Annotated in this window: 24 protein-coding genes; 8 read left to right on the top strand and 16 right to left on the bottom strand. The window is 39.1% G+C overall.

What is annotated here, in order from left to right:
* Window positions 1-10: 10 nt before the first annotated feature.
* Complete coding sequence (locus tag B5D47_RS04680; RefSeq protein ID WP_078930674.1) at window positions 11-673, bottom strand: JAB domain-containing protein; 663 nt, start codon at window positions 671-673, stop codon at window positions 11-13.
* Between the two features lie 242 nt (window positions 674-915).
* On the opposite strand from B5D47_RS04680, the gene B5D47_RS04675 reads away from it, so the two are divergent.
* Window positions 916-3,075, top strand: a complete 2,160-nt coding sequence (locus tag B5D47_RS04675) for a DEAD/DEAH box helicase (RefSeq protein ID WP_078930673.1) — start codon at window positions 916-918, stop codon at window positions 3,073-3,075.
* Between the two features lie 197 nt (window positions 3,076-3,272).
* Here the strand turns inward: B5D47_RS04675 and hisF are convergent, their stop codons facing one another.
* The 4 genes from hisF to B5D47_RS04650 all read right to left on the bottom strand — a co-directional run bounded on the left by hisF (window position 3,273) and on the right by B5D47_RS04650 (window position 8,039).
* A complete protein-coding gene (gene hisF / locus B5D47_RS04670) occupies window positions 3,273-4,037 on the bottom strand; it encodes an imidazole glycerol phosphate synthase subunit HisF (RefSeq protein WP_078930672.1) in 765 nt (254 codons plus the stop codon).
* 68 nt (window positions 4,038-4,105) lie between these two features.
* Complete coding sequence (gene hisH, locus B5D47_RS04665) at window positions 4,106-4,732, bottom strand: imidazole glycerol phosphate synthase subunit HisH (RefSeq protein WP_078930671.1); 627 nt, start codon at window positions 4,730-4,732, stop codon at window positions 4,106-4,108.
* A 251-nt stretch (window positions 4,733-4,983) separates the two neighbouring features.
* Window positions 4,984-6,666 carry a RecQ family ATP-dependent DNA helicase gene (locus B5D47_RS04655; protein ID WP_159443488.1) on the bottom strand — a complete coding sequence of 561 codons (1,683 nt, stop codon included), beginning with the start codon at window positions 6,664-6,666 and terminating at the stop codon, window positions 4,984-4,986.
* A gap of 119 nt (window positions 6,667-6,785) precedes the next feature.
* Window positions 6,786-8,039: an OmpA family protein gene (locus tag B5D47_RS04650; protein WP_078930668.1), complete on the bottom strand. Its 1,254-nt coding sequence runs from the start codon at window positions 8,037-8,039 to the stop codon at window positions 6,786-6,788.
* Window positions 8,040-8,276: 237 nt separating this feature from the next.
* Between B5D47_RS04650 and B5D47_RS04645 the strand changes: the two genes are divergently transcribed.
* Window positions 8,277-8,723 carry a Holliday junction resolvase-like protein gene (locus B5D47_RS04645; RefSeq protein ID WP_078930667.1) on the top strand — a complete coding sequence of 149 codons (447 nt, stop codon included), beginning with the start codon at window positions 8,277-8,279 and terminating at the stop codon, window positions 8,721-8,723.
* On the opposite strand, the gene B5D47_RS04640 is transcribed toward B5D47_RS04645, so the two are convergent.
* The 6 genes from B5D47_RS04640 to B5D47_RS04615 form a co-directional block, all read right to left on the bottom strand.
* On the bottom strand, window positions 8,720-9,772 hold the full coding sequence (locus B5D47_RS04640; RefSeq protein WP_078930666.1) for an extracellular solute-binding protein: 1,053 nt from the start codon (window positions 9,770-9,772) through the stop codon (window positions 8,720-8,722). The two genes, B5D47_RS04645 and B5D47_RS04640, sit on opposite strands and share 4 nt — an antisense overlap.
* Window positions 9,773-9,871: 99 nt before the next feature.
* Entirely contained in the window at window positions 9,872-10,741 is an 870-nt protein-coding gene (locus B5D47_RS04635; RefSeq protein WP_078930665.1) for an ABC transporter permease, read from the bottom strand.
* Window positions 10,741-11,715 (bottom strand): ABC transporter permease, encoded by a 975-nt coding sequence (locus B5D47_RS04630; protein WP_078930664.1) that lies wholly within the window; start codon window positions 11,713-11,715, stop codon window positions 10,741-10,743. Before B5D47_RS04630 ends, B5D47_RS04635 begins: the two co-directional genes overlap by 1 nt.
* An 83-nt stretch (window positions 11,716-11,798) precedes the next feature.
* The gene (locus B5D47_RS04625) at window positions 11,799-12,989 is read right to left on the bottom strand and encodes an ABC transporter ATP-binding protein (RefSeq protein ID WP_078930663.1); all 1,191 of its coding nucleotides are present in this window, start codon (window positions 12,987-12,989) and stop codon (window positions 11,799-11,801) included.
* A 200-nt stretch (window positions 12,990-13,189) separates the two neighbouring features.
* Complete coding sequence (locus tag B5D47_RS04620) at window positions 13,190-13,525, bottom strand: branched-chain amino acid transporter permease (RefSeq protein WP_078930662.1); 336 nt, start codon at window positions 13,523-13,525, stop codon at window positions 13,190-13,192.
* Window positions 13,526-14,287, bottom strand: coding sequence for an AzlC family ABC transporter permease (locus B5D47_RS04615; protein WP_078930661.1), 762 nt, complete (start codon window positions 14,285-14,287; stop codon window positions 13,526-13,528). It abuts the gene before it with no gap.
* Window positions 14,288-14,380: 93 nt separating this feature from the next.
* Between B5D47_RS04615 and B5D47_RS04610 the strand changes: the two genes are divergently transcribed.
* From B5D47_RS04610 to B5D47_RS04590, 5 genes are all read left to right on the top strand, one after another.
* A complete protein-coding gene (locus B5D47_RS04610; RefSeq protein ID WP_078930660.1) occupies window positions 14,381-14,623 on the top strand; it encodes a hypothetical protein in 243 nt (80 codons plus the stop codon).
* Window positions 14,624-14,835: 212 nt separating this feature from the next.
* Window positions 14,836-15,264, top strand: a complete 429-nt coding sequence (gene rplM / locus B5D47_RS04605; RefSeq protein WP_078930659.1) for a 50S ribosomal protein L13 — start codon at window positions 14,836-14,838, stop codon at window positions 15,262-15,264.
* A 14-nt stretch (window positions 15,265-15,278) separates the two neighbouring features.
* Entirely contained in the window at window positions 15,279-15,671 is a 393-nt protein-coding gene (rpsI, locus tag B5D47_RS04600) for a 30S ribosomal protein S9 (protein ID WP_078930784.1), read from the top strand.
* An 88-nt stretch (window positions 15,672-15,759) separates the two neighbouring features.
* Window positions 15,760-16,362 (top strand): regulatory protein RecX, encoded by a 603-nt coding sequence (locus B5D47_RS04595; protein ID WP_159443487.1) that lies wholly within the window; start codon window positions 15,760-15,762, stop codon window positions 16,360-16,362.
* A gap of 31 nt (window positions 16,363-16,393) precedes the next feature.
* Entirely contained in the window at window positions 16,394-16,999 is a 606-nt protein-coding gene (locus B5D47_RS04590) for a response regulator (RefSeq protein ID WP_078930657.1), read from the top strand.
* Here B5D47_RS04590 and sppA read toward each other — a convergent pair whose 3' ends face one another.
* From sppA to B5D47_RS04575, 3 genes are read right to left on the bottom strand one after another with little or no spacing between them, the layout of a single operon-like run.
* Window positions 17,000-17,959 (bottom strand): signal peptide peptidase SppA, encoded by a 960-nt coding sequence (gene sppA, locus B5D47_RS04585; RefSeq protein WP_078930656.1) that lies wholly within the window; start codon window positions 17,957-17,959, stop codon window positions 17,000-17,002.
* 15 nt (window positions 17,960-17,974) lie between these two features.
* Complete coding sequence (locus B5D47_RS04580) at window positions 17,975-18,730, bottom strand: DUF975 family protein (RefSeq protein WP_078930655.1); 756 nt, start codon at window positions 18,728-18,730, stop codon at window positions 17,975-17,977.
* Window positions 18,731-18,789: 59 nt separating this feature from the next.
* Window positions 18,790-19,398: a CYTH domain-containing protein gene (locus tag B5D47_RS04575; RefSeq protein ID WP_159443486.1), complete on the bottom strand. Its 609-nt coding sequence runs from the start codon at window positions 19,396-19,398 to the stop codon at window positions 18,790-18,792.
* A 143-nt stretch (window positions 19,399-19,541) separates the two neighbouring features.
* Between B5D47_RS04575 and B5D47_RS04570 the strand changes: the two genes are divergently transcribed.
* On the top strand, window positions 19,542-20,465 hold the full coding sequence (locus B5D47_RS04570; protein WP_234969900.1) for an aldose epimerase family protein: 924 nt from the start codon (window positions 19,542-19,544) through the stop codon (window positions 20,463-20,465).
* A gap of 79 nt (window positions 20,466-20,544) precedes the next feature.
* Here B5D47_RS04570 and B5D47_RS04565 read toward each other — a convergent pair whose 3' ends face one another.
* Together B5D47_RS04565 and B5D47_RS04560 are read right to left on the bottom strand one after the other, a co-directional pair.
* Complete coding sequence (locus tag B5D47_RS04565) at window positions 20,545-22,827, bottom strand: GGDEF domain-containing phosphodiesterase (protein ID WP_078930652.1); 2,283 nt, start codon at window positions 22,825-22,827, stop codon at window positions 20,545-20,547.
* Window positions 22,824-25,127 carry a GGDEF and EAL domain-containing protein gene (locus tag B5D47_RS04560; RefSeq protein ID WP_078930651.1) on the bottom strand — a complete coding sequence of 768 codons (2,304 nt, stop codon included), beginning with the start codon at window positions 25,125-25,127 and terminating at the stop codon, window positions 22,824-22,826. The genes B5D47_RS04565 and B5D47_RS04560 overlap by 4 nt, the downstream gene beginning before the upstream one ends.
* Between the last annotated feature and the right edge of the window lie 20 nt (window positions 25,128-25,147).

The raw sequence follows: 25,147 nt of genomic DNA, 5'->3' as shown, positions 1-25,147 counted from the left end.
ATTTACCCGATTATTCACAGGTCGGCAACAGACCATGTTCAAGAAAACTAAAGTAACTGTTTTTTGTTATAATTATGTGGTCGAGCAGGGGAATCCCTAAAAGTTCACAGCCTAAGGACAGTCTTCTAGTCGTTTCTATGTCGTCGTCAGAAGGCTCCGCGTGTCCTCCCGGATGATTGTGAGTCAGAATAATTCCAGAGGCGTTTTCTTTGACAGCTTCTCCGAAAATTTCAGAAGGCTTTAAAACTGCCATGTTTTTTCCGCCAATGCACAGAACTCTAATTGTAAGAATTTCTTTTGCGCCGTTCACGGTTACCATTACAAAGTGCTCTGCTTTTTGCATTGCATAGTGCTTTATGAACGGAATTACGTCCTGCGGCTGATTAACAACAGCCTGTGGATTTCTGTTGTGGCGTTTTCCAAATTCCAGCGCCGCCAGAATTGCAAGAGCCTTGCTTGTGCCGACTCCTTCGATTGATTGCAGTTTTTCAAGCCAGTTTTCCGGATTGTGAGAGCAGATTACTTTTAAAATTTCTTCCGACATATATTCGATGGGCATTTTTTTTGTTCCTGAGCCTAAGACAAGCATTATGAGCTCTTTGTCGTTTGGGTAGGAAAGTCCATTTTTTAATGTCAGCCGTCTTAAATCAATTGGTTCGTTAAAATTGTTCATACTATATATATTGTCCTGAAAATCAATATTCACCGATTTTTAGTGAATTTTTTTGAAAAAATAGATTTCTGATTTGAATAAAATAGAAGCGTTTGCGGATTTTTCAAGTATCTTCTTGTAATTTCTATATTTTTCTATTATGATTTGGTTTCAAGGTGCAGAGGGCACTTTTATTTTAACTGCGATTTTTAGGCCTTTTAGTGTATTTTAGAGGCTTTTTTGTCGCCTTTGGGATACATTTTATGAAAGACTCAATTTTTGATGCTGAAAAAACGGCAGATTATGGTGTCGGTTCAGCTGACAAAACTCAGAAAATTCCGGAAAATCTGGAAATTTCAGAAAACGAAAATGACGAAGAGCAGTCAGAAGAAATTTCTTTTGAAGACTTAGGACTTGACCAGAGAATTCTGGAAGCAATCGAAAAAAAAGGTTTTAAGACTCCTTCTCCGATTCAGGTTTTGGCAATTCCACGCCTTCTGAACGGCGACACAAACCTTATTGCAAAGGCAAGAACTGGAACTGGAAAAACTGCGGCTTTCGGGCTTCCGATTGTTCAGAATATTCACGAAGAAAGCGACCATGTGCGCGCTCTTGTGCTTGAACCGACCCGCGAACTTGCGATTCAGACTTGCACGGAAATGCAGAGCTTTACTTCTGGAAAATTTCCGCGTGTTACCGTTTTATACGGCGGAGCTTCATATTCAAATCAGATTAAAGATTTAAAACGCGGAACAGAAATTGTCGTTGGAACTCCTGGTAGGATTAAAGACCATCTTGAGCGAGGAACTTTAAAACTCGACAAAATCGATTATTTTATTCTCGACGAAGGCGACGAAATGCTCGACATGGGTTTTGTCGATGACATTAAGTCGATTTTTGCACAGGCAAATCCAGACAGCCGAATTTTGCTTTTTAGCGCAACCATGCCAAAACCGATTCTTCAGATTGCAGAAGAATTTATGGGCGAATACGACATTGTTCAGGAAGAAGGTTTTGTAGAAGAGCCTCTTTTGATTGACCAGAAATATTGGGTTGTAAGCGAACGCGACAAGATTGAAGCTCTTGTCCGCCTTATCGACATTTCGCCTGATTTTTACGGACTTGTTTTTACAATGACAAAAAACGATGCCGACATGGTGAGCCGGATGCTCGACGAAAGAGGTTATGAGGCGGCTGCTTTGCATGGCGATGTTCCTCAGGGACAGCGTGAAAAAATTCTTGCAAGATTTAGAAATAAAAAAACGCGTATTTTGGTTGCAACCGATGTGGCCGCCAGAGGAATCGATATTTCAGGATTGAGCCACGTTGTAAACTATTCTCTTCCGTTTGACGCCGCAACTTATGTTCATAGAATTGGACGAACAGGACGTGCCGGAACTTCTGGAATTGCAGTTACCTTTGTTCGCCCGGAAGAAAGACGCAAGCTTGAATTTTTAAGAAAGCGAATTCGCGCTGCGGCAAAAGGCGAAATGAAAGAAGAGCAGGTTCCTTCAATCGAAAATGTTCTCGAAGTAAAACGAAGCCGGATTCTTGAAGAACTGAAAGAAAAAATCGGTTTAAAGGCAAAAAAAGAATTTGTGCCGGAACCGAAAGAAAAACAGTTTGAAAACGACGAAGTTGTTGCTTTGCCGGCAGATGTTGAATCCGAAAAAACATTGGAAAGCGAAGAGCCTTCTTCTCAAATCGGCCAGATTTCTAACGAAAATGGCGAACCGGGCGAAGCAAAAGAAGAATTTGTTCCTCAGCTTAAAAAAGTTGAAGAATTGTACAAAAAAATGGCAGAAGATTTGTGCGCAAACCAGAATGCAGTAGAAGTTCTTGCCGCTGTTTTGCAGGTTAATTACGGAAAGTCTCTCGACGAAAGCCATTATGGAAAAGTTCAGAGCCAGAAAGGCGGAAGTTTTGCCTCTAATCCAAACCAGAAGCGTATTTATGTTCAGCTCGGAAAAAGGGATGGCTTTAACGCCCGCTCAATCGCCGAATATTTTAGCGATTTATTGAATATTCCTGGACGAATGGTTGACAGAATCGACGTAAGTCAGAATTTCTCTCTTTTGAGTCTGCCGACAGGAAATGCGCTTCGTGCTCTTGAACTTTCAAAGAGCCGCACAAACTTGCCACATATGCACCTCGATTCAAAAGAAGATGATAATTTTGGAGGAAGACGCCGCAGAGGCGGACGTGACAATGCAGACCGTTTTGAAGGACGCGGACGACGTGGTTTTGGCTCAAATCGTTATGATGTAGCTAAAAAAGACGGAGAAAGACGCGGTCAAGGACGAAGCCGCCGGGCAAATGACGGTTTTAAAAGCGAGCACGGACGCACACGCGTTCACACTTCAACCCAAAGAAACGGTGCCAGTGCTTATAAAAAATCAAACAAAAAGGCAGAAGTGTTCTAAAAAATGCTTTTAAAAAGTTTCCTGTAAAAAGACAGGGCAAATAAAAATCCCGAAACATTTTGCGGCCAAAAAACAAATTCCGCGGCAGTTTCGGGATTATTTTTTTTAGTATACGTTATATGCTTATACGCCCGAATTTTGTTAAAAGCAATTTTTATAGTTCGGGCGCCTGCATTTTTTTTCTTTCTCTTGAAATCTTACATTCTTACAGGAACGCCCATTTTGTTCAGATCGGCTTTTATTCCGCCGACTGTGTAGCCCATGCTGTGAACCATGCTCGCAATGAGGGCTGCATCGGCTTTTCCTTCTTTTAGTACATTCGCCAGATGTTCTGGAGTTCCGCCGCCGCCTGAAGCGATTACAGGGACACCGACACTTTCCGCAATCATTTTTGTAAGGTTTATTTCGTAGCCGTTTTTCATTCCGTCTGCATCAATCGAATTTAGCACGATTTCTCCGGCTCCAAGTTTTACGGCTTTTATTGCCCATTCTCGCGCATCAAGATCGGTTTTTGTCCGTCCGCCGTTTATAAAAACCCTGTAACCGCTCGGACAGGTCTCGTCTTTTGCCGCATCCATTCCAAGAACAATGCACTGGTTTCCGAAAATTCGCGCACCCTGACTAATAAGTTCCGGATTTTTTACAGCCTGGCTGTTCAAACTTACTTTTTCTGCCCCGGCAAGAATTGTCGAGCGGATGTCTTCTATCGAACCGATTCCTCCTCCAACGCAAAAGGGAATAAAAACCTGCTCTGCAACGCGGCTTATAAGATCTAGAATTGGACCTCTGCCACGCGCGCTTGCCATAATGTCGTAAAAAACAAGTTCATCAACTCCCTGCTCGTAGTATTTTTTTGCCATTTCGACAGGATCGCCAATATCAACATTGTTCTGAAATTTTACGCCTTTTGTCGTCCGGCCGTCTTTTACATCAAGACAAACAATAATTCTTTTTTTTAACATACTTTCTGACCTTTTTTAGATTCGGATGTATTTTTTGCTTTAGCGGATTTTTGCCTAAAAATTTTTGCCTAACCGTTAATAAAATTTTTCAGAACCTGAAGTCCGCATTTTCCCGACTTTTCCGGATGGCACTGAAAAACCGTAATATTTTCGCTTTCTACGCAGGCTGGAACCTGTGTCCCGTAATCGACCCAGGCTTTTACAATAGTTTTGTCCTCCGGCTGGATTAAATACGAGTGAACAAAATAAAAGTCCGAGTGTTCAGGAACGCCTTCCAGAAGTTTTGAACCGCCGTTTGCAAAATTCAAATCGTTCCAGCCAATCTGCGGAACTTTTAATCCCGGATTTTTTCCTTCTTCTTTCCAGACCGTGTTAAAAAGTTTAATTTCGCCTTTTAAAAGTCCAAGACAATCAACATCGCCTTCTTCCGAATGTTCAAAAACAATCTGACTTCCAAGACAGATTCCGAGCATTGGCTTTTTTGATTTTGCCCAGTCTTTTAAAAATGAATCAAAACCGGTTTTCTTAAATTGTTCCATTGCGTATTTTGCTTCGCCAACTCCTGGAACAATAAGCCGTTCACAATTTTCGAGTTCGGACGGTTTTTTTGAGAGAATAAAATTTGCGTTCAAAGACAAAAGCGCGCGTTCGACACTTTTTATATTTCCTGCATTATAGTCAACAATTCCAATCATGGCTGAAATTCTAGCGGTGAGAGATTTTTTGGTCAATGCCAGCAGTTTTTAATCTGCAAAAAAAGTTTTGTTTTTTCGTATTGAAAAATTTACGCTGGTTTCCGATAATTTTTATATGAATGAACTTTTTCAGGTAATAAAAGCAGTTTTTTCCAACAAAAGTGTAATTGCCGCGGCGATTGGTTGCGCCGTTATATTTGAATTCATCAGTTACATAAGCAATTACCGGAAAAAGCCGCCAAAACAAAAATTTAAGAAAGTAGTTGCCTCAGTTCCTCCAGCTTCTTCTGAAAATGACGGAAATTCCGCCTCAGAAAATAAAGACGATGAATAGACTTTGCCGTTAAAAAGCGTCTGAATAAAAAACGCGGTTTTTCTGCCTTTATGTCGAGATGGTTTTCCCAAAATCCACCGAGTTTCTTTATTTTTTTGCTGTCAAAAAGTTGCGTTAAAATTTCCTGCATATCGCGTGCTTCCCAGACATTTTCCTTAAAAAAATCTCTGTCCCGCAAATTGAACTTTTGGGTCAAAATATTCACAGTTTCGTCTTTTGTAAAAAGTCTTCTGTTCCGTTTTATGAATTTAAATGCAAATTCAGCGTCGTCTGCGCGATAATCAATTTTTTTTCCAGATTTTTGCGCATCGCAAATGTCGCAGCCCGAACAGATAACCTGTTCTCCGGTCAGATAGTTCATCATAAATTCTCTGCGGCATATTTTTGAATTTGCAAAATCTCCCATCACTTTTTCGCGGCTGTTTTTTTGCGCCTGCCGCCATTTTGCCTGATCTTTGTGGCTCCAGATTAAGACTGATTTTACATCATCGCCTTTTCTTCCGGCACGTCCTGCTTCCTGAATAAAATTTTCTATGTGTTCCGGGGCGTCAAGGTGAACCACAGTGTAAATGTTTCCCTTGTCCATTCCCATTCCGTATGCGCAGGTTGCCGCAAGAATCCCGTCTTCCGAGTCAAAAAACCACTTTTCAACTGCGAGTTTTTCTTCTTTTGTCATGCCGGCGTGGTAAAATTTTGCTTTTTCTGAACCAAAATATGCGGTCAAAAGGCGGGCCGTGTCTTCCGTTTTTCTCCTGCTTGAGCAAAAAACTATCATCGGTTTTTTTAGTTCGATGCAGGCTTTTAAAACGGCTTTTTTCTTTGCGTATGCGTACCTTACTTCGTAGTGAATGTTTGCGCGGTCTGCTGAGCTTTGAACAAGATGCGCGTTTCCGTCAAAAAGAACTTCATTCACCCTTGCAAGAACCGGAGGACTTGCCGTTGCTGTAAATGCGGTGACGGTTTTTACTCCGAGTTCCTTTATGATTTTTCCGAGCGTAAGGTATGCCGGTCTGAACGAATCTCCCCATTCAGAAACGCAATGCGCTTCGTCGATTGCAATGTGGGCAATTCCGCATTTTTTTAAGCGGCAGATAATTTTTTCATTTTGCAAAACTTCCGGATTTGCAAGAATTACCCGTGCTTGTCCGCATTCTATTTTCCGGAAATTTTCTTCCCTTTCTTCCTGCGTCTGGCCGCCCTTAAAAACAACACACGAGAGGCTTCCTTCCTGCATTCTTCTCTGCTGGTCTGCCATCAAAGCCAAAAGCGGATACATTACAAGGGTCGGACCGTCTAAAAGCAGCGCGGGTGTCAAAAAGCACAGCGATTTTCCGGCTCCGGTCGGCAAAAGAACAATCTGCTTTCCGCGGCACACTCCGTCGTTTTCGTTTATCTGGCCGTCTATCTCAAAATCTTTATTTTCGGCGCCTGAACTGTCCAGAATATTTGCAATTACAAGTCTTTGCCACGGAAACAAAAATTTTATGCCGAATGATTTTTGCGCCGCAAGGGTTGCCTCATCGCAATAAAAAAATTCTTCCTCATCAAAACTTTGCGCAGGAAAATCTTCTCCCTCAATAAAAATTTCTTTTTCTGCCATATATATTGTCTCCCAAAAAAACTTTTCGTTAGCGGCTGGTATGGATGGCGAGAATGCATCCATCAATAATATATATGGCGGCAAAAGTCAGTTTTTGCACAAAAAACAAAAAACTTTTCTTATCTGTCAAGAATCGTAATTTCTACGCGGCGGTTTTTTGCCATTCCTGCCTTGTCCGAATTTGAGGCGACCGGAACTTTTGAACCAAAGCCCTGCGTAAAAACGTGTTTTTTTTCTCTAATTCCCAAATTCGTCAAAAAATCTGCAACGGCTTCCGCCCTCTGTTCGCTCAAAATCTGGCACGACTCTTCACTTCCAAAACGTGCGGTATGCCCCGAAACTAAAAGGTCGTTGTCAGGATAGCTAGAGAGAATTTCCCCGATTTTTTTGATTTTAGTTTTTTCGCTTTTTTCGAGACGCGCGCTGTTTGCTTCAAACTGAATATTTTCCAAACTGATTGTAAGTCCGCGGTCAGTTTTTGTTACCGAAATGTCTTGCAAACCCATTCCGTCAATTTTTTCGAGAACTGCCTGCACAGCCTCTTCTGTCGCCGTCCGCTTAAATTCTGTATATTCGACCTTCGTTTTTCCAGAAAACTGATATTCATTTCCGGTCAAAGTTTCAATCACGATTCTAAAATTTTCTTCGTAATGGTCAATCTGTCCTTTTTCAAAATCCCACCAGATTGTTCTGTCCGAAAATCCCATCGTCGTAACCGGAAAATCAGCCGTAAAGCCATTTTTCGTCTGCTCCATTTCCGTTTCGTAAAAAAGCGTGTATTTTGCAGAAATTACGGCAAAAATCTTTTTTGTCCTGGAACTGTCCGAAGAAAAACCTTCTTCATCTCGCTCATATTTGTATTTTGCCGTAAAAGGCACAAAAAACGGCTCTTCAACGTTCAGCTGCCGCCTCAAATCTTCCGCTTCGTAGCCTTCGGCAGTCCACTCGTCGCCGGTTTTTAGCATTTTGTCCGGAAAAACAGGAAGATCGCGGATTACCGGCATAAAATAGCTTGAGTCAATTTCAAAACGGCCGTCCTTTGCCCTCCAGAAATTGCTTTCAAAGTTTTCGCCCCATTTCCAGCTTCCGCCGTTATTGTCCGCCGAATGAGACTGCTCGCTCGACATAAAATTTCCGCATATCCAGCCGCGTCCGTTTTCATCGACTTTTTCGACTCTCTCAGTAACACGGCTTACGATTTTTGCGCTGTGGTTGAGTCTGCCGTTCACTTTAACAGTCTCGTCAACAGTAGAAATCAAGCCAAAATTGTCGCCTTCTCTGTATTTAAACTCAAATTTTCTGCCTTCGTCAGCAGCAAAAAAGAAATTTGCGGCAAAAATAAAAAATCCGGCAAAAAAAATCGTTTTCTTCATAAAAATTCTCCATAATAAAATTTGGGACGCACAAGAGGCTTTCTAACCGCTGTTACAGGCTTCGGTGCCCTCGGTGCTTTGCACGCGCACGCGCCCTTCCACATCGGGCTGCAAAGCCCGGGCGAGCTTTAGCTCGCAGTTATATAAAACAAGTTTTGCAAAGCAAAAGTTGCAGCGTGCACCGCACGCAAGCCATCGGGCTGCAATGCAATATAAAATGTATGGTATAATCACTTTATGAACATTTTATTTGAGCGTTTTATTCACAATCCCGCACTTTTATTTATTTTCGGAATAATTATATTCATTTTAATCGTTTTTATCTCCTGGAAAGCCGGAAGAATCTCTGCCGAACTAAAATTTCGCCGTGTCTTAAAAACTGAGCGCGCAGATGCCGTAAACCGTTCAAAAGCTGTTCTTTCCGGGCTTGCAGCCGAGCAGATTGCGCCTTTTTTGCCGAATTTTCCATGCAATCCTGCCGACTGCCGTTTTGTCGGAAAACCTGTGGATTTTGTCGCTTTTAGCACAGAAAATGATGGCGAAGTAAAAGAAATTTTATTTATCGAAGTAAAAAACGGGACAAGCCAGCTTTCAAAACGCGAAAGAGAAATTAAAAAGTGCGTTGAAGAAAAAAAAGTGCGGTACATAGAGTACCGCACCAATTTAGAAAATAAAAATTTTTAGTCAGTGTAGCGGATGTCCTGCCAAATATTGTTGTATTTATCCAGGTTTTCGCCAATGTCGAGTTTAAGTTTGCAGTTATTCATCTGGCTTGCTTCGTACATTGGTTTTTTAGTCGTAAACTGAGCTGCTTCTGGAATTACAAAGCAAGGAAAGTGGAATGCATCAAGGAATTTTGCATAAACTTCCGGACGGTGAATGTAATTTATAAATTCATTTGCAAGTTCAGCGTGTTTTGCAGTCTTTAAGATGCACATGCTGTCCAGATAAGACGGACCGCCTTCTTCTGGAATAAAAAAGTCGATTGTATCTTCCCATTTTTCTTCCGGAACTTCACCGTAAACAACTTCTGCATATCCCTGACAGAGCCAGAAATCTCCAGAGGCAAATGATTTTCCAAAGCCTTCTGCGTCAAATTTTACAAGGTTTGGTTTCCAGTTATTTACGATAAGTTCTTTTGCTTTTGCAAGCTCGCCATCATCTGTCGTGTTAATGTCGTATCCCAAAACTGTAAGTGCGTCACCGATAACTTCGCGCATGTCGTCCATCATTGTGGCATGGCCTGCGAATTTTTTGTCAGCAAAGATATTCCAGTTCTTTTCGTAAGTTCCAGCCTGAACTTTTGTTTTATTTACGCTTACGCCTGCTGCTCCAAGGTAGTATGGACTTGCATATTCAAAATTTGGATCATAAGTCGCCATTTTTGAAAGCAACGGATTTATTTTTGAATTATTTGTCTGCTTTGACGGATCGAGCTTTTGCAGCATTCCCTGAGCAATCATGATTGAAGCATAGTCCTGCGAAGGAACAACAATGTCATAACCTTTTGCGCCGGCCTTGAGCTTTGCATACATTTCTTCGTTGGAAGCATAGCTGTCTACTTTTACCTTACAGTTGAATTCTTTTTCAAAGTCGCGAAGAACTTCGTCTGGAGTGTAATAAGTCCAGTTGTACAGGTAAAGAGTTTTTCCGTCATCTCCACAAGAAGTAAAGAGACCCATAGCGGCAAATGCACCAAAAGCCGCAACTGCAATTTTAGAGGCGATTTTCATAACGCTTAACTCCAAAACCCGGAAGCACCATTGCAACCGGGAAAACATTAAATAAACCGCTCACACAGAGCGTTTTTTACATAAAAACAGAAAGGTCTTTTAGTGTGCCGCAGCAAAACCTTTTAAGCCTTTTCTCAAAGAGAAAGTCAAAAGTCCGATTGCAACGATTAAAACAAACGAAAGCGAGTTGATAACCGGGCTTACTCCAAAACGAATCATCGAATAAACGTAAAGCGGCAATGTTGTGCTTCCAGGTCCGCTTACTAAAAAAGTAATTACATAGTCTTCAAGGGACATTGTAACGCTCATCATAAAACCAGAGATAATTCCAGGCATAATTGCAGGAATAATAACCTTTGTAAGTGTCTGAATTTCGTTTGCCCCGAGGTCATGGCTTGCTTCGATAATCGAGGTGTCAAAATCATCGACGCGTGCAGTAACCATTAAAAAAACAAACGGCAGACAGAAAGTTGTATGGGCAATAAAAATCGTAAAAAGCCCAAGGCTCATTTTTACGGCGCTAAAAAAAATCAAAAGCGAAAGGCCCATAATTACTTCCGGCAAAACCATCGGCAAAAAACTTATTGTCTGGATATAACCTTTGCCCTTAAATTTATACCAGCTTACTCCGATTGCAGCCAGTGAACCCAAAACCGTTGCAACGACAGAAGACGAAATTGCAACGATAAAACTGTTCAAAAGCGAATGCCAGAGAGGCGCAGAGTCAAAAATCAGTTTTTGATACCAGACAAACGAAAAACCTGTAATTTCTGTATCTTTAGATGCATTAAATGAATAAAAAATAATTACCAGAAGCGGCAGAAACAAGAACAAAAGACACAAAAAAAGCACCATTTTTGAGAAGCTGAACTGCGGAGCACGTGTTTTCCAGCCACGTTTTGCATGGCGGAAGTTTTCGCTCTGTTTTACGCGGTTTGGTTTTGTAAGGTTAAACGGATTGAGTTTCATTATTTTGCACCTCCAAATCCTGTCGTGTCTTCTTTTGTAGAAACTTTTTTGAGTTCAGCGTCTTTTTTGCTGGAATAGAGCATCCACAAAATACCTGCCATAGAAAGAAGTGTTAAAATCATCGAGAACGCAGAAGCAAGAGGCCAGTTTCGAGTTTTCTGAACCTGGTCAACGATTATATTTCCAATCATATAACTGTCTTTTCCACCGACAATATTCGGAACAGTGTAAGAACCAAAAATCGGGATAAAAGTAAAAATCAAGGCCGAAATAATTCCGCTGCGAATTCCAGGAAGCAGGACTTTTAACATTGACTGAGGTTTTGTTGCTCCAAGGTCGCGTGCTGCTTCCAAAAGAGAAAAGTCAAAACGGTCAACAGCAGTAAAAATCGGCAGAATTGCATAAGGCAGATACATATAAATGCTCAAAATAATAACTGCGCCTTTAGTGTACATAAACTTTACAGGCTCAAACTCGGCAGGATTTCCGGTTATTTTATGCCAGAAATTTACAATAAAACCCAAAAACATATTTAAAATTCCATTGTCGCCGAGGATTGTAATCCATGCAAAAATTCTTATGAGCGAGTTTGTCAAAAATGGAATGATTATAAGAATCAAAAGCAATGTCTGACGCCGGCTTCTTGCCATGGCATAACCGCATGGAAGGGCAATCAGAATCGTAATAAAAGTCGAAAGTGCCGTAATCCAAAGCGTGCGCAGAAAAATAATTCCATACGCTGGAGTAAACATCTGTTTGTAGGCTTTTAAACTGAACTCAGCAATAACCGAACCATAAACATCGCGCTTCATAAACGAATATGCAACGATAATTATGAGTGGAATTACAAAAAACAGACTGAACCAAAATCCCATTGGCCAGGCATAAACAGACCCTGGATTCATCTTTTTGTATTTTTTGTCTCTTGCAGCCTTTGCAAATGCCAGCTGTGGACTTTCTTTTTCTTTTTTCATTACAAACTTGTCCTTTTGTCTTTCTGTCGTTTTTTATTGATAGAAATGATAGAAAAAAAATGCGAATATGAAGATATTAAAGATTATTTTTCAATATCTTCAACAATATATCCGTCTTCTGCCGACCACGAAATATAAACAGTGTCATTCCACTGAATTTCCGGACCGTCATCAAGATAGTTTGTATGCTGCTTAAAGACTTTTACGATTGTGCCTGTCTTTTCCAATTTGATGTAGAATTTTGACTGGAAACCTGTGTAAACAGGCTCTTCAACTACACCCTTAAACACGTTTATGTCCTTGCGTCCGTTTACATTTGGTTCTTCGAGGGTGATTCTGATTTTTTCCGGGCGGATAGTAAAGGCAACTTTCTGTCCTTCGTCCGTGTGTTCGTAATCTGTTACAAGAATGTTTTTGTCTTCTTCTTTTGTTGCCTGTGTGTCGCCTGTAAGCTGAGCCTGCATTCCAAGGGCTGGAGTGTTGAGGGTTACCATGTATTCTTCGCCGCTTTTTGCCTTGTAGCCTTCGCATTTTACGACAGTCGACTCAAAAAGGTTTGTTTCGCCGATAAACTGGGCAACAAACTGTGTAGCAGGGCTTTCGTAAACTTCAAATGGAGTTCCAATCTGAAGAACATTTCCCTTGTTCATGATTGCAATACGGTCAGAAACTGCAAGCGCTTCGCTCTGGTCGTGAGTTACAAAGATAAAGGTGATTCCGATTTTGTCGTGCAGACGGTCAAGTTCAACAAGAAGGCTTGAACGCAGTTTTGCATCGAGGGCGGAAAGAGGCTCGTCGAGCAAAAGCACTTTTGGTTCGTTTATGAGCGCTCTGGCAATAGCAACGCGCTGTCTTTGTCCGCCCGAAAGCTGGTTTGGCTTTTTGTACATGTGTTCTTCAAGCTGAACCAATGACAGATATTTGCGGACTTTTTCTTCAACAGTAGCATTGTCAACTTTTTTTAAGCGGAGAGAAAATGCAACGTTTTCAAAAACGGTCATGTGCGGAAAAAGCGCATAAGACTGGAAAACCGTATTAGAATGCCTTTTGTTTGGCGGAAGTCCTACGACGTTTGTATCATCAAAAAGAACGGCACCGTCATCAGGATTTTCAAATCCTGCAATAATTCGTAGAAGTGTCGTTTTACCACAACCTGATGGACCTAGCAAAGTGAAAAATTCACCTTGATTAATAGTAAAATTAATGTCATTCAGCGCAATAAAATCGCCAAATTCTTTCGATACGTGGTCAATCTTTACCTGACTACCGTTCAATGTGAGTACCTCTTTTTATTACAGCCCGACTTCCGGGGGTTTTGATGAATAACAGAAAAACTGCATAAAAACTAAAATATGATTATTAGCCCAAATTGTCTACACATTTTTTAAAAGTTTTATAAATTTTATTTTTTATTTACATGTTTTCGGACAGTTTGGGCTGCGGACGGCTGGGGCTAAGATTAGAAGGAAAAATTCTAAAGAAGTCGTTCAAGTACCATAAATAAAATAGTTCCGCCAAAAATGCTTATCATGCTGTTGCCTTTCCACAAATGCAGAATAATTGTCAGTAAAACTCCGGCAATTGCAGGAATTCCCCATGGTGAAGAACTAAAGGTCATATATTTTGGATCGGCAAGGCAATAGACGATTAAAACTCCGATTACCATTGCAGGAATATATTTTTCAATAAACGAAAGAACCTTAGGCGGCTTTTTTCTGCTGAAAAGAATAAACGGAAAAGCCCGCAACAGATACATAAGGGCTGCGGTTACAAGTGTTGCAATAAGTGCCTCTGAAAGTGTAAGTCGCATTTATTTTTCCTCCGTTGAATTTGATTCTTCTGTGTTTTTTTCGTGCTTTATCTTCTTTGTTTTTACTGTAATTCCGCGCACTAAAATCAAAACTGCAATTCCAAGCGAAAGCGCTACGATTAAAATCTGCTGCGATGGAAGATAACCGAATTTTGAAAGAAGAATTGCCGCTATTGCAGTACAGATTCCGCAGAAAGAAGGGAAAATGTCTTTGCTTTGTTTAATCTGTTCAATCATAAGTACAATAAAAAGAGAATTGAGCGCAAAATCGACGCCTGTAAAGTCGAAAGGCAAAAAAGTTCCTAAAAGCGCACCGGTTACGCTGCCCAAAAGCCAGTAAGACCAGTCGAGAGCGGCGATAAGGCTGTAATATTCGCCGTCTTTTTCTCCAAGTGGAACTTCGCTTGTTGTAATGAGGGCATAAGTTTCGTCAGTAAGAGCAAAAATCAAAAAAGGCTTCCATTTTCCAACGCGCCTTTTGTCATATTTTTTTAGGAGCGAAAGTCCGTAGACAACATGTCTGATTCCTACAAAAAACTGTGTTACAAGAAATGCCGGAAGCGAAGCTCCAGCCGCCATAAGGCTTATACCGATATATTGCCCTGTTCCGGAAAAAATTGTCATTCCCATAAAAAGAGCGAGCCACCACGGATAACCGTTGTTTACAACCATCAATCCAAAAGGAATTCCAATTGAGATATAACCAAAAAAAATAGGAAGCGTAAGTTTTGCGCCTTTGCAAATGCTGTCTTTTTTTAACATAGAGGCGAGTATAGCACTTTTTACTGTTTGATAAAATATGTTTTGTATGCTAGAATTTTTGTGAAAATTTTGAGTTGGAGGAAACTTCTAAAAATGACTGCGATTATTTTTGGACTTTTGCTTATTTCGTTTTTTGTATGCGCTGCCCTGCCACAGGGCTTAGGCTGGGGAGATTTTATAATTTCCGCACTAAAAGGCGTTGGTCCTCTGGTTGCTGTTCTTGCAGGAGTTGCCGCTTTTTTTATCGGTTTTGCCGACATTCAGGACAAAAAGGAAGCCCGCAGAGAAGAAAAAGAAGCCTTTGAAGAAGCAAAAAAATCTGAAGAAAACGATTAGTTCTTATAAAAGTCCAGTACCCTTAAAAATTGTTGTTTTAATGGCTTTTTAGAGCGTTTTCATTTTTGTTTTTATTGACCAAAATCGATAAAAATTTTAATATTTATATCCCCGTATATGCGCAGATAAAAGCTTCAATATCTGCGGAGTGTGATTTTTGAAGATGCAATCAAAATGAACACAAGAGACTTTTTAGTACAAGGTATATACAAATGAAAACTTTATTCGTAAAAGATTACGAGCAGAAACGCGACTGGTACATCATCGATGCTGCCGGCAAACCGCTCGGACGCGTTGCAGCAAAAGTTGTAGCAGTTGTTCGTGGTAAGAACAAGGCTTCTTACACTCCAAACCAGGCAATGGGTGACTTTGTTATTGTTATCAACGCTGACAAAGTTGTTGTTTCTGGAAACAAAGCATCTGACATGCTTTATCGCCATTACACAGGCTATGTTGGTGGTCTTCGTGAGTATTCATTCGAAAAACTCATCGAAAGAAACCCAATCGAACCACTTTCACGCACAATTGCAGGCATGCTTCCAAATGGACGTCTTGGACGCAAAATGATGGACAGTGTAAAAATTTATGCAGGTTCTGACTACCCACATAAGGCTCAGAATCCAAAACCACTTGAAGTTTAAGTCAGGAGTCTATGATGGTTAAGAATATTGCAATTGGAACAGGTAGAAGAAAGACAGCTACTGCACGTGTATTTCTCCGTGACGGTAGTGGAAAAATTGTTGTAAATGGAAAAGATGTTGCTGAATACTTCAATTCAGAAGAACAGGTACGCAGAGTACATCAGCCACTTCTCGTTACAAGCAACGAAAATAAATTCGACGTTTTGATTAACGTTGTTGGCGGTGGATTGAACGGTCAGGCAGATGCTTGTCTTCACGGACTTTCACGTGCCTTGCTTCAGGTAGACCCTGATGCTCACACATCACTTAAAGCTAACGGCTTCCTTACTCGCGATAGCCGCATGGTTGAACGCAAAAAGTACGGTCAGCGTGGTGCTCGCCGTCGCTTCCAGTTCTCAAAACGTTAGTTTTTATTCTGTACAATATGTACAAAATTTCGCTTTTGGTTTTTCTTTTATGGAACAGCCGGAGGCGAAAAAACTTTCGGAACAAAAAATGCGCATAAGTGCTATAAAACAGACTTCGTCGGACATTGTAGAAATTTCAACGGACGGTGGGTCTGTTTTTTTTGTAAGATTTGCTTTTCTCGATTCTGTCAAGCCGGAAGATTTTTTTGTTGGCGCAGAATTTTTTGAAGACAGGGAAATGGAAATCGTAGACGCCGCTTTGGCATTTGCCGCGGAATGCAAGGCGGAAGAGTATCTTGCCCGCTGCGAGCAGTGCAGGGCTGGACTTGAAAAAAAACTTTTTCAAAAATCACATTCAAAACAGTCGATAAAACAGGCCTTGGATTATCTTGAAGAAAAAAAACTTCTTAACGACCTTCGTTTTTCTGAAATCTGGCTTAGAAATCATATTATTACAAAACCTCAGGGACGTATAAGGCTTTTGAGGGAACTTATCTCGCGTGGAATTAAAACAGGCGACGCAAAAAAAGCCGTTGATGATTTTTTTAAGGTGAATGATGAAATTCAGCTTTGTCACAGAGCATATAAAAAAGCGTTAAAAAGCGGAAAAAAAGATGAAAAACTTATAAAGTACTTAATGGATTCTGGTTTTTCCTATAAACTGATACTTTCTGTTGCGGACGAAGAGTAACATATTTTGTGAAAAAGAAAAGAGGCTTGGGATGTTAAAAAAAACTGACAAACCGGAAGTTTTTTCGGCACTTGAAGTTGCAAATATTTGCGGTGTTGTTAATCAAACTGCGATAAACTGGATAAAAGGCGGTCATTTAAAGGCTTTTACTACTCCAGGCGGACAGTACCGCGTTTATCCCGACGATTTGGCTTCTTTTATGAAAGGCCGCAAAATGAGAATTCCTGAGCATCTTGCTAAAAAATGCACAGGAAACCTTTATGAACACGGTGATATTCTTATTGTTGATGACGATAAGGGCTTAAACTGCGTAATTGCAAAATTCTTACAGAAAAAATACGAATCTTTTGGAGTTGAAATTTTTCAGGCGTTTGACGGTTTTGAAGCCGGAGTTTTAATGACAGAAAAGCATCCGAAGATTTTAATTCTCGATCTTGATTTGCCGGGCGTAGACGGATTTAGCCTCTGTAAAAAAATCCGCGAAAATGAAAATTTCGGAAAGCCGATGATTTTTGTTGTGACGGCTCTCGAAGATGCCGAGTCCGAAAAGCGTGTAAAAGAACTCGGCGTAAATTATTTTTTCAAAAAACCGCTAAACTTGATTGAACTTGCCCAGATTCTTGATGAAAATTCTTAGTTAGAATTTTCCGTATGAAAGAAGAGGAGCCTGCCCAAAAGCGGAAGCCGGATTTTTTATTGAAGAAAAACCTTCTAATAGAATAGAACGCAGGCTTTCGCTTTTTTCATATCTAAAAGTCTTGAACGAAAGATTTTCTGACTCAAAATCTGATTTTATGGATTTTTTTGCTTCGTCAAAAGTAAAAATTTCGTCGATAAGGCCGTTTTCTTTTGCCTGTTTTGCCGAATAAATGCGTCCGTCCGCTATTTTCTGGACATCTTTTATATTCATATTGCGGCTCTCGCTTACAATCTGCGTAAACTGCCCGTATGCTTCGTCGGAAAGGCTCTGCATAATTTGAATCTGTTCTTCTGTCGGCTTTTCGTTGTAATTAAGCATATTTTTGTTCTTGCCGGTATGAATTGTAATCGACTTTATGCCTATTTTTTCGAGAAAGTCAGTCGCGTCGATTGAACTTGCGCTTATTACTCCAATTGAACCTGTAATCGTGTTGCGGTTTGCATAAATTTTATCTGCCGCGCAGCCAATGTAATAGCCTCCGGAAGTTGCCATTTCTGCAAAATACGCATAGATTTTTTTTCCGGTTTCCTTGTATTTTAAAAGTTCGAGATATGCTTCGTCGGCATGATAAACTGTTCCTCCTGGAGAATTTACGTACAGGAGAATTCCGGCATTTTTTTTGTCATTTTTGAGTGAACGGATTGTGCTCAAAAGCCATTTTTGGTTGTATTCGCTTCCTTTTTCCTGGATTACGCCCGAAATATTAACGACTGCAATGTAATAATTTGAATCTTTGTTGTAAGAAAAACTGTTCTGCGCCGGCTGTTCAACTTTTTTTGAATTTTTTGAAATAGAAAAGAAATCCGTTGAGAAAATCTTAAAAAATCCCATCAAAATTGAAATCAACGTGATTGTCAGCAAAACAGCAAGTCCGTATTTTGTGCTTTTTTTGTTCATTTTGTATGCTCCAGTCTAAATAAAGTCACTTTCTGTAAGAATTCCTGTACGAAGCGCGTGCATTTTTAAACTTTTGTATGCGTTTGTAAAAGACATATATTCATAAGGTTGAATCCACAGCTGCAAAATTCCAAAAGTAAAGGTTGAAAGAAAATGCCAGCCAAAAAAACTTATATACATGACAAAAAGGTCTGCCTTAAAACCTTTTGTAAGCGTTTTGCTTATTTGCATTGCTTTTGCAACTCCAATTTTTGGATTTTCGGCAAGTACAAAAAACATCTGCGAGTAAGAAAAAGCCTTTACGATTCCTGGAATAAAAAACAGAAAACTCCAGAGCACAACCCAAAGCGTAAACCAAAGACCTGCAAGCGCGCCCTTAAACCAGTGCGTAAAACCGCGCAGATATTCGGCGAACGAGATTTTTTCCAGGGTTTTAAAATACTCATTGTAAAGATGGCACTGCGCAAGAATCAAAATTCCTGTGATAGAAATTGTCAAAATCGAAAAAAGCAGGCTTACGCCAGAATCCGAAATTGTAGAAACGCTAAAAGCATAATCGTCCGCAAAGTCGTCTTCCGTTTCGTAAATCCAGGAAGCAGTTTGTGCGTAGGCTGAATTGCTGTTTATTATTTGAGATGTATGAATTTCGGAGCTTGTGCCCAAAAACAGCAGTATGAACGTGGTAATCAATGTTGCAAGGACTGGAACAGTTCTTCTTCCGGCAAGTTGCTTTTTTGCAGTCTGTTTATAAAGTTTTCTGTTAAACATCATATTCTCCCATAAAAATTATAAGAATGTAATTTTTATAATTCCTTCTCTTAAACTCCGCATTAGTGGCGAGCCACGGATGTCTCCTGTTTTTCTCCGAGCATTTGCGAGTAGTAACGGTTTTCGATTTTGTCTTCCGGAATGCCGCATTTTGAAAGCATTTTTAAAAGTTTTTCACGCGATTGAGATACGGTTTTTTCGCTGTTGTTTTCGGAAAGAATTTCGATTTCCAGAAAGTCGCCGAGTCTTGCAACATGGCAGAGTTCCAGGTTTGCGCCGTCGTAGTGCCAGCTGAGCACGGTTTTTTGCTTTTTTAAGGTTGTTTTAAAACCTGTATCAAAAAGAAAGGCTTCGATTGCATCTGCATCTGAGAGAAAAAGTTCTTTTTCGTCGTTTACTTCGATAGTGGTTCCGTCTTTTTCGAGAATTTCTTTGCGCTTATAGGTAAAAATTACCGATTTTTGAGAAGTTGTCTGCGGCGCGTTTGGAACTTCCTGTGTGGAAAACGGAGTTTCTTTTCTAATGCGCACCTTGATTGATTTTCCGTTTATTGTGTTTGAATAGTAAGTATCGTCTTTTTCAACTGCTCCAGAAAAAGCTGCAAATTTTTCAAGATTTTGAATTACAGATTTTCGGTCTAAGACATGTGCTTTTAGCTCAATTTCGTACATTCTATTAATATAGCACATTTTATTGTAAAAATGAAAAAAATCGCATCTTAAGAGAATAAAATGTTTGTGTTCAATAAAAATGTATTCTATTTAAACTTGTTAAATTTGCCATAAAAATAAAAAGGCTGTAGAATTGTGTAATTATGACAATCACTTTAAAAAATTCTAATTACGAAGTCGTGCTCAACACTCACGGAGCAGAAATCAATTCTTTTCGCGGAGCTGACGGCACAAAGTATGTTTTTGAAGGACCGGAATCTGTGTGGAAATTCCATGCGCCGGTTTTGTTTCCTCATGTTGGACGCATAAAAGACGGTTTTTATACATACAACGGCAAGGAATATCATCTTGTAAACAACGGAATGAGCCGAGATCTGGAGCACAAGTTAATCGAGCAGTCAGAAACGGCGGCAACTTTTGAACTGACAGACAGCGCAGAAACCGCTGACAAATTTCCGTGGAAATTTAGCCTTAAAACGCATTATGAACTTAAGGACGACGGACTTATTTTTACAACGACTGTAACTAATACTGATTCTTCGACAATGCTGTTTTCTATCGGAAGCCATACAGCTTTCTGCTGTCCGCGCAACACAGATCCAGCCGGCACTGTAAATTCTGATTATCAGTATGAATTTGAAAAGAAAGAACCTTTGACGACAGTTTTGCTCAACGACGCTGCCCAGCTTGCTGTTGACGAAGAAGGAACTGCTCCTTGTACAAAACTTTACGGCGAAAAAGAAAATGGAATTATTCCGATTGACGCAAAAGGTTTTGGAAACGGACATTTCTTTACAAAAATTACTTCTGACTGGGTTGGCCTTCGCAACAAAAAGGACGGAAGTCTTGTAAAAGTTAATTGCAAAGGTTATCCGTATGTTATGGTTTGGCAGGGCGGAAAAGGTGAAGAAGGCGCTGCCGGAAACGGCTTTAACTGTATTGAGCCTTGGTACGGAACTGCCGATGCCGAAAATACAGAACACGAATGGGAAGAAAAGTCAGGTTTGATTTCTCTTGAACCTGGAAAAAGTTTTACTGCTGACCAGTCGATTACGATTGAAAAATAATCGCAGTGTTTGAACGCATGTATAACGGAAGTTTTGGAAAATCTCCTGGCTTCCGTTATTTTTTTGCCTGAGAGAAATTTTACAGATATTTTGCTTCGTATGTTTTGACCGGAAGTGGCTTAGAAAAATAAAAACCTTGAAAAAGCTTGCAGTCCATTTTTGAAAGTGCGAGCATTTGGTTTTCAGACTCAACACCTTTTGCAATAAATTCCATTCCCAAGTTGTTTGACATAGAAATCATTGTCTGCAGGATTATTTTATTTTTTCCGGAAACCTTTGATTCTGACAGGAACGAAGTGTCCATTTTTATTCCGTCGGCAATAAAGTCTTTTAGCACGTTGAGAGAAGAGAAACCTGTTCCAAAATTGTCGATGTAGACTTTTATTCCGAGTTTTTTTAGCTGAGAAAAGATTTCGATTGTTTTTTCCGGATTTTCGAGCATTGCCGTTTCTCGAATTTCGACTTTGAAGTTTTGAGGCGAAATGTCGTATTTTTTTATAAGCTCGGAAAAGGTTTTTATTATGTCGATAAAAAATTTGTCCTTGCTCGAAACGTTTACAGAAATAAAACGGTCAGAAAATCCTCGTTCTTTCCATTCGTGCAGTTTTTTTGCCACAAGTTCCCAGACGTAGACATCAAGCTTGTAGATTAAACTTGTTCGTTCAAGAACGTCCAAAAAAGAACTTGGCGTCAAATTTTCATATTTCGGATTGTTCCAGCGTACGACAGATTCTGCTCCGAGAACGTTTCCGTCGTTGTCAATAACCGGCTGAAGTTGAATCGAAAATTGTTTTTCGTTCAGCGATTTTTCAAAATCGTTTACAATGTCTTTTTCCTTGAGCATTTTTTCCATCATCGACGGGTTATAGAATGAAAAAATTTGATTGTCAGAATCTTTTATTGCGTCCAGTGAAATTTTTGCTTTGTCATAAATGGACTGAATTGTATCTTTTTTATCGTAAATTTCGTAAATTCCTGCCACAATTTGAATGTTGTAAAGAGTTTTTTCGATTATGCAGCTGACTTCGTTAAATACTTCTTCAAAAATATCTTTGTCAAAATCCTGTTTTTCCATCAAAATCGCAAATTTATCGTCTGCAATGCGTCCGATTATGCTTTTTTTGTGTCCGGGAAGCCTTTTCATGACTGCTGTCTGGTTTTGCAAAACGGAATCTCCGACTTGTTCGCTGTAAATCGTGTTTATAAGTTTAAAATCTTTTATGTTCGTACAGATTAAAATCGGGTTTTTGAATGTGTTTTGATACAAGGCTTCCTGCATTTTTTTGAAAAATCCGGAACGGTTAAAAAGACCAGTGAGCAGGTCGTGAGTCGCAATGTAATTTTTGCGTCTTGATTCCAGTGTTTCTTTTGTTTTGTCCTGGAGTCTCAAATATGATCCGATGTTTGAATTTGAAATAAAAAAATCCTTGTATTCGGTAATGTAATAGCGTTCTTCTCCGTTCTCGAGCTTTAGAGAAAGTTCTGTAGGACGGTTTTTTAAAAAGTTCTGCCGGAATTCCTTTGCAAAGTTTTCAAGATTGTCATTGGATTTTTTAAAGACGTTTTTTGCGGCAGAATTTGCATAGATTAAATTTTCCGAAGAATCGTAGCAAAAAATAATGTCGTTTATGGATTCGGTTATGGCGTTTAGAGGACCGATTAAAATAGGAGCAGAAAAATCTTTATTTACGTAATTTGCTATAAAAATTGAACTTGCTACGAGCATTAAAAGCGAAATGTTTAACGGCAGATTCAGCGAATTAAAAACATAATTTGCGATTAAAACTAAACTTTCGCTTGTTAAAATTGTAACGTATTTTACTTTGTTATAAGAAGGCGCCTTTACAATGCTCGAAATAAAAAGTGCAAGCGAAGAAAAACTTAAGATTGCGCAGACTAGTTTATGAAATCCGAATTTTGAAGTGTACTCAATTCCCCAGTAAAAAAATCCTGCCTTTGTATGTGCTGGAACAAGGTCAAAAATAACATTGACTCTGGCATTTGCAAGAAGCAGAACGCTGTCGATAAAACACAAAATAAAGTAAAATTCTTTTATAAAGCCGAGTTTTTTTGTCGTGTTTGTAAATGCGTGATTAAAGGAAAATGTCAGATAGTATGTCCAGATTGCGCATACCTTATAAACACAGAATAAAATGAGAGCCTTGCTGTAGAATTCAGGCAGCGAGGACATCAGAAAAAGCGAATAGACTAAAAGCATTGCAGAAATTGTGCATATTACAAAGATTGTCGGTTCTTTTGCGTCAGTACGCGCCTTCGAAATTGTGCGGACAAAATGAAGCAGAAAAATTGCCGAAACAACAGAAAAGGCACTGAAAATTTTAAAGAATAAGTGCAAATTCATCTTGTGCCTCCGGATATATTTGTCTTTGAAATATAATTGCTTTCAAAATTTGCAACAGTAATCGGTTTTGAATAAAGATAGCCCTGAAAAAAGTCGCAGTTGAGATTTTTTAAGAATTCGGCCTGCTCTTTGTCTTCGACGCCTTCGACAATAATTTTTATTCCGAGTTTTTGAGCCATTTTTATAACGGATTCGAGAATTTTTTTGCTCCGTTCCTTGTGTTTTGTTTTTGAAAGGAACATCATATCGATTTTTAAAATATTTATGCTGATGTTTTTTAGAATTGTAAGAGAAGAATATCCGGAGCCAAAATCGTCCATTTCGATTGTAAAACCAAATTTTTGCAGGTCTGTAATGATTTTCTTATGACGTTTTAAATCGTGAACCAATGCAGTTTCTGTAATTTCAAGCTTGAGTTTTTGAGGCGGAATTCCGTATTTTTTTACAAGAGAAGTAAAGGTTTCGTATAATGGAATAAGATAAAAATCCCTTGTGCTTACATTTACCGAAATATGATGGTCGATTCCCAAAAGCTGCCATTTTTGAAGAAGTTGGACAGCCTTTTCCCAGATAAATTTGTCGAGTTCGTGGATTAGTCCGTTGTCTTCGAGAATTTTGATAAACGAGGCTGGAGAATGAATTGCGCCTTTTTCTGTTTCCCAGCGGACAAGAGCCTCTGCGCCAACAACTTTTTCGTCTGAGCATCTAACCTGCGGCTGAAGATACATTTTAAAATGATTATTATTCAAAGCATCGTCAAATGCGTTTATTACTTCATGATTTTTTTTCAAAATTGAAAGCATGTCGTTGTCGTAGTAGGCAACGTTTACCGAATAATTTTCGGAGATGTTTTTTATTGCCAAGGCTGCTTTGTCAAACATTGAGCTGACATTTTCGTTAATATCAGTAATTTTGTAAATTCCGACAAAAATATGAAGTTTGTAGTTTAATGAAACAGTAAATTTTTCAAGTTCCTTGATTTTTTGCAAGGCGTCTATTTCGTCAACTTCAGTTTTGTTTATAAGAATTGCAAAACGGTCGCCTGTAATTCTTCCTGTCAAAATAGTTTTGGACTGAGTGTTTTTTAGCTTTTTTGCAAACTCTTTTAAAAATTCATCTCCTTTTTCTGAACCAAAAAGGTCGTTTACGAGTTTAAAATTTTTAATGTTCGTACAAATCATATAATATTGAGAATTTGGATCGCTTTTTAAGATTTTTTCTGTTTCTGAATAAAAAGCATCTCTTGTTAAAAGTCCTGTCAAAGCATCGTGTGTTGAATCGAAAAGTTCTTCTGACGCCTTGTATAGTTCTTCCGTAATGTCGTTTAATTTTAAAATATAGCCATAAGCTTTTTTCTGGCTGTCGAGAAGATAGCTGAATTCTTCTGCCAGGGTAAGAGTCTTATCGTCCTGCTTAATTTCTATGTTGCGTTTTACAAAATCTTTGCGGAGCGCAAGGAGAGATTTTAGTTCATTTAGAATTTCATCTTTTGCTAAAAAGAATTTTTTTGCGGTGGTATTTGAATAAATGCATTTTCGTTCAAGGTTAAAGCAAAAAATTCCAATGTTTATGTTGTCGGACAGCTGCTTGAGCATTTCGTTCTGAATGTTTCGTGGAATCGTAACCAGCGTAAAACACGAGCAGATAATCGAAAAAACTGAATAAAAAAGAACTGAAAAATCAAGATTAGTTTTTGATTTTAGAAAAATGATGTTTACGGCAAGCGTAATAAGAAAAACCGCAAAAACCGAAATGTATTTTGATTTATAAAATCTGTTGGCTTTAATTATTTTTACCAGAAGAATTCCAAAAATTACTGCCGAAAGCGCAAAACAGAGGTAAAGGTGAATGTTGAACATCCAGAAATATTTTGCGTTCCAGCATAAAAAAACGTTGTGGTTTATATAAAGCCTTGAAAGTTCAAATTCGTGATGAAAAAACGGATTGAGTATTAAAATAAAAGAATCTACAAAAAAAACATAAAGCCAGATTTTATTAAAAACCTTGATAAATTTTTTGTATTTTGGTGATGAAGACATTTCTGTAAAGATAAATATAAAATCTGTCAGAAGAATCACCAAAAAATGAATACTTATATAGTAAAGGCTTGTTATAAAATATGCGGACAAAAGGTTAGTTGTAATGAGAGAAATATTGTAAAGAACTGTGGATACAATGGCTCCAAGGTGAAGATTGAAAAGACTTTTTGACAGCGGACTTTTGTTTTGTTTTAAATAAATGCAATAGACTCCCATAAGCACAATAAAAATGCCCGAAAGAGTCATGTAAACAGTTTTCAAATAGATCCTCGGTTTAACTT

It is taken from the genome of Treponema berlinense (assembly GCF_900167025.1).
In the GTDB taxonomy this organism is placed as follows: Bacteria; Spirochaetota; Spirochaetia; order Treponematales; family Treponemataceae; genus Treponema_D; species Treponema_D berlinense.
Note: the sequence above shows the minus strand (reverse complement) of the source record. Positions and strands in the feature narration are given on the sequence as shown.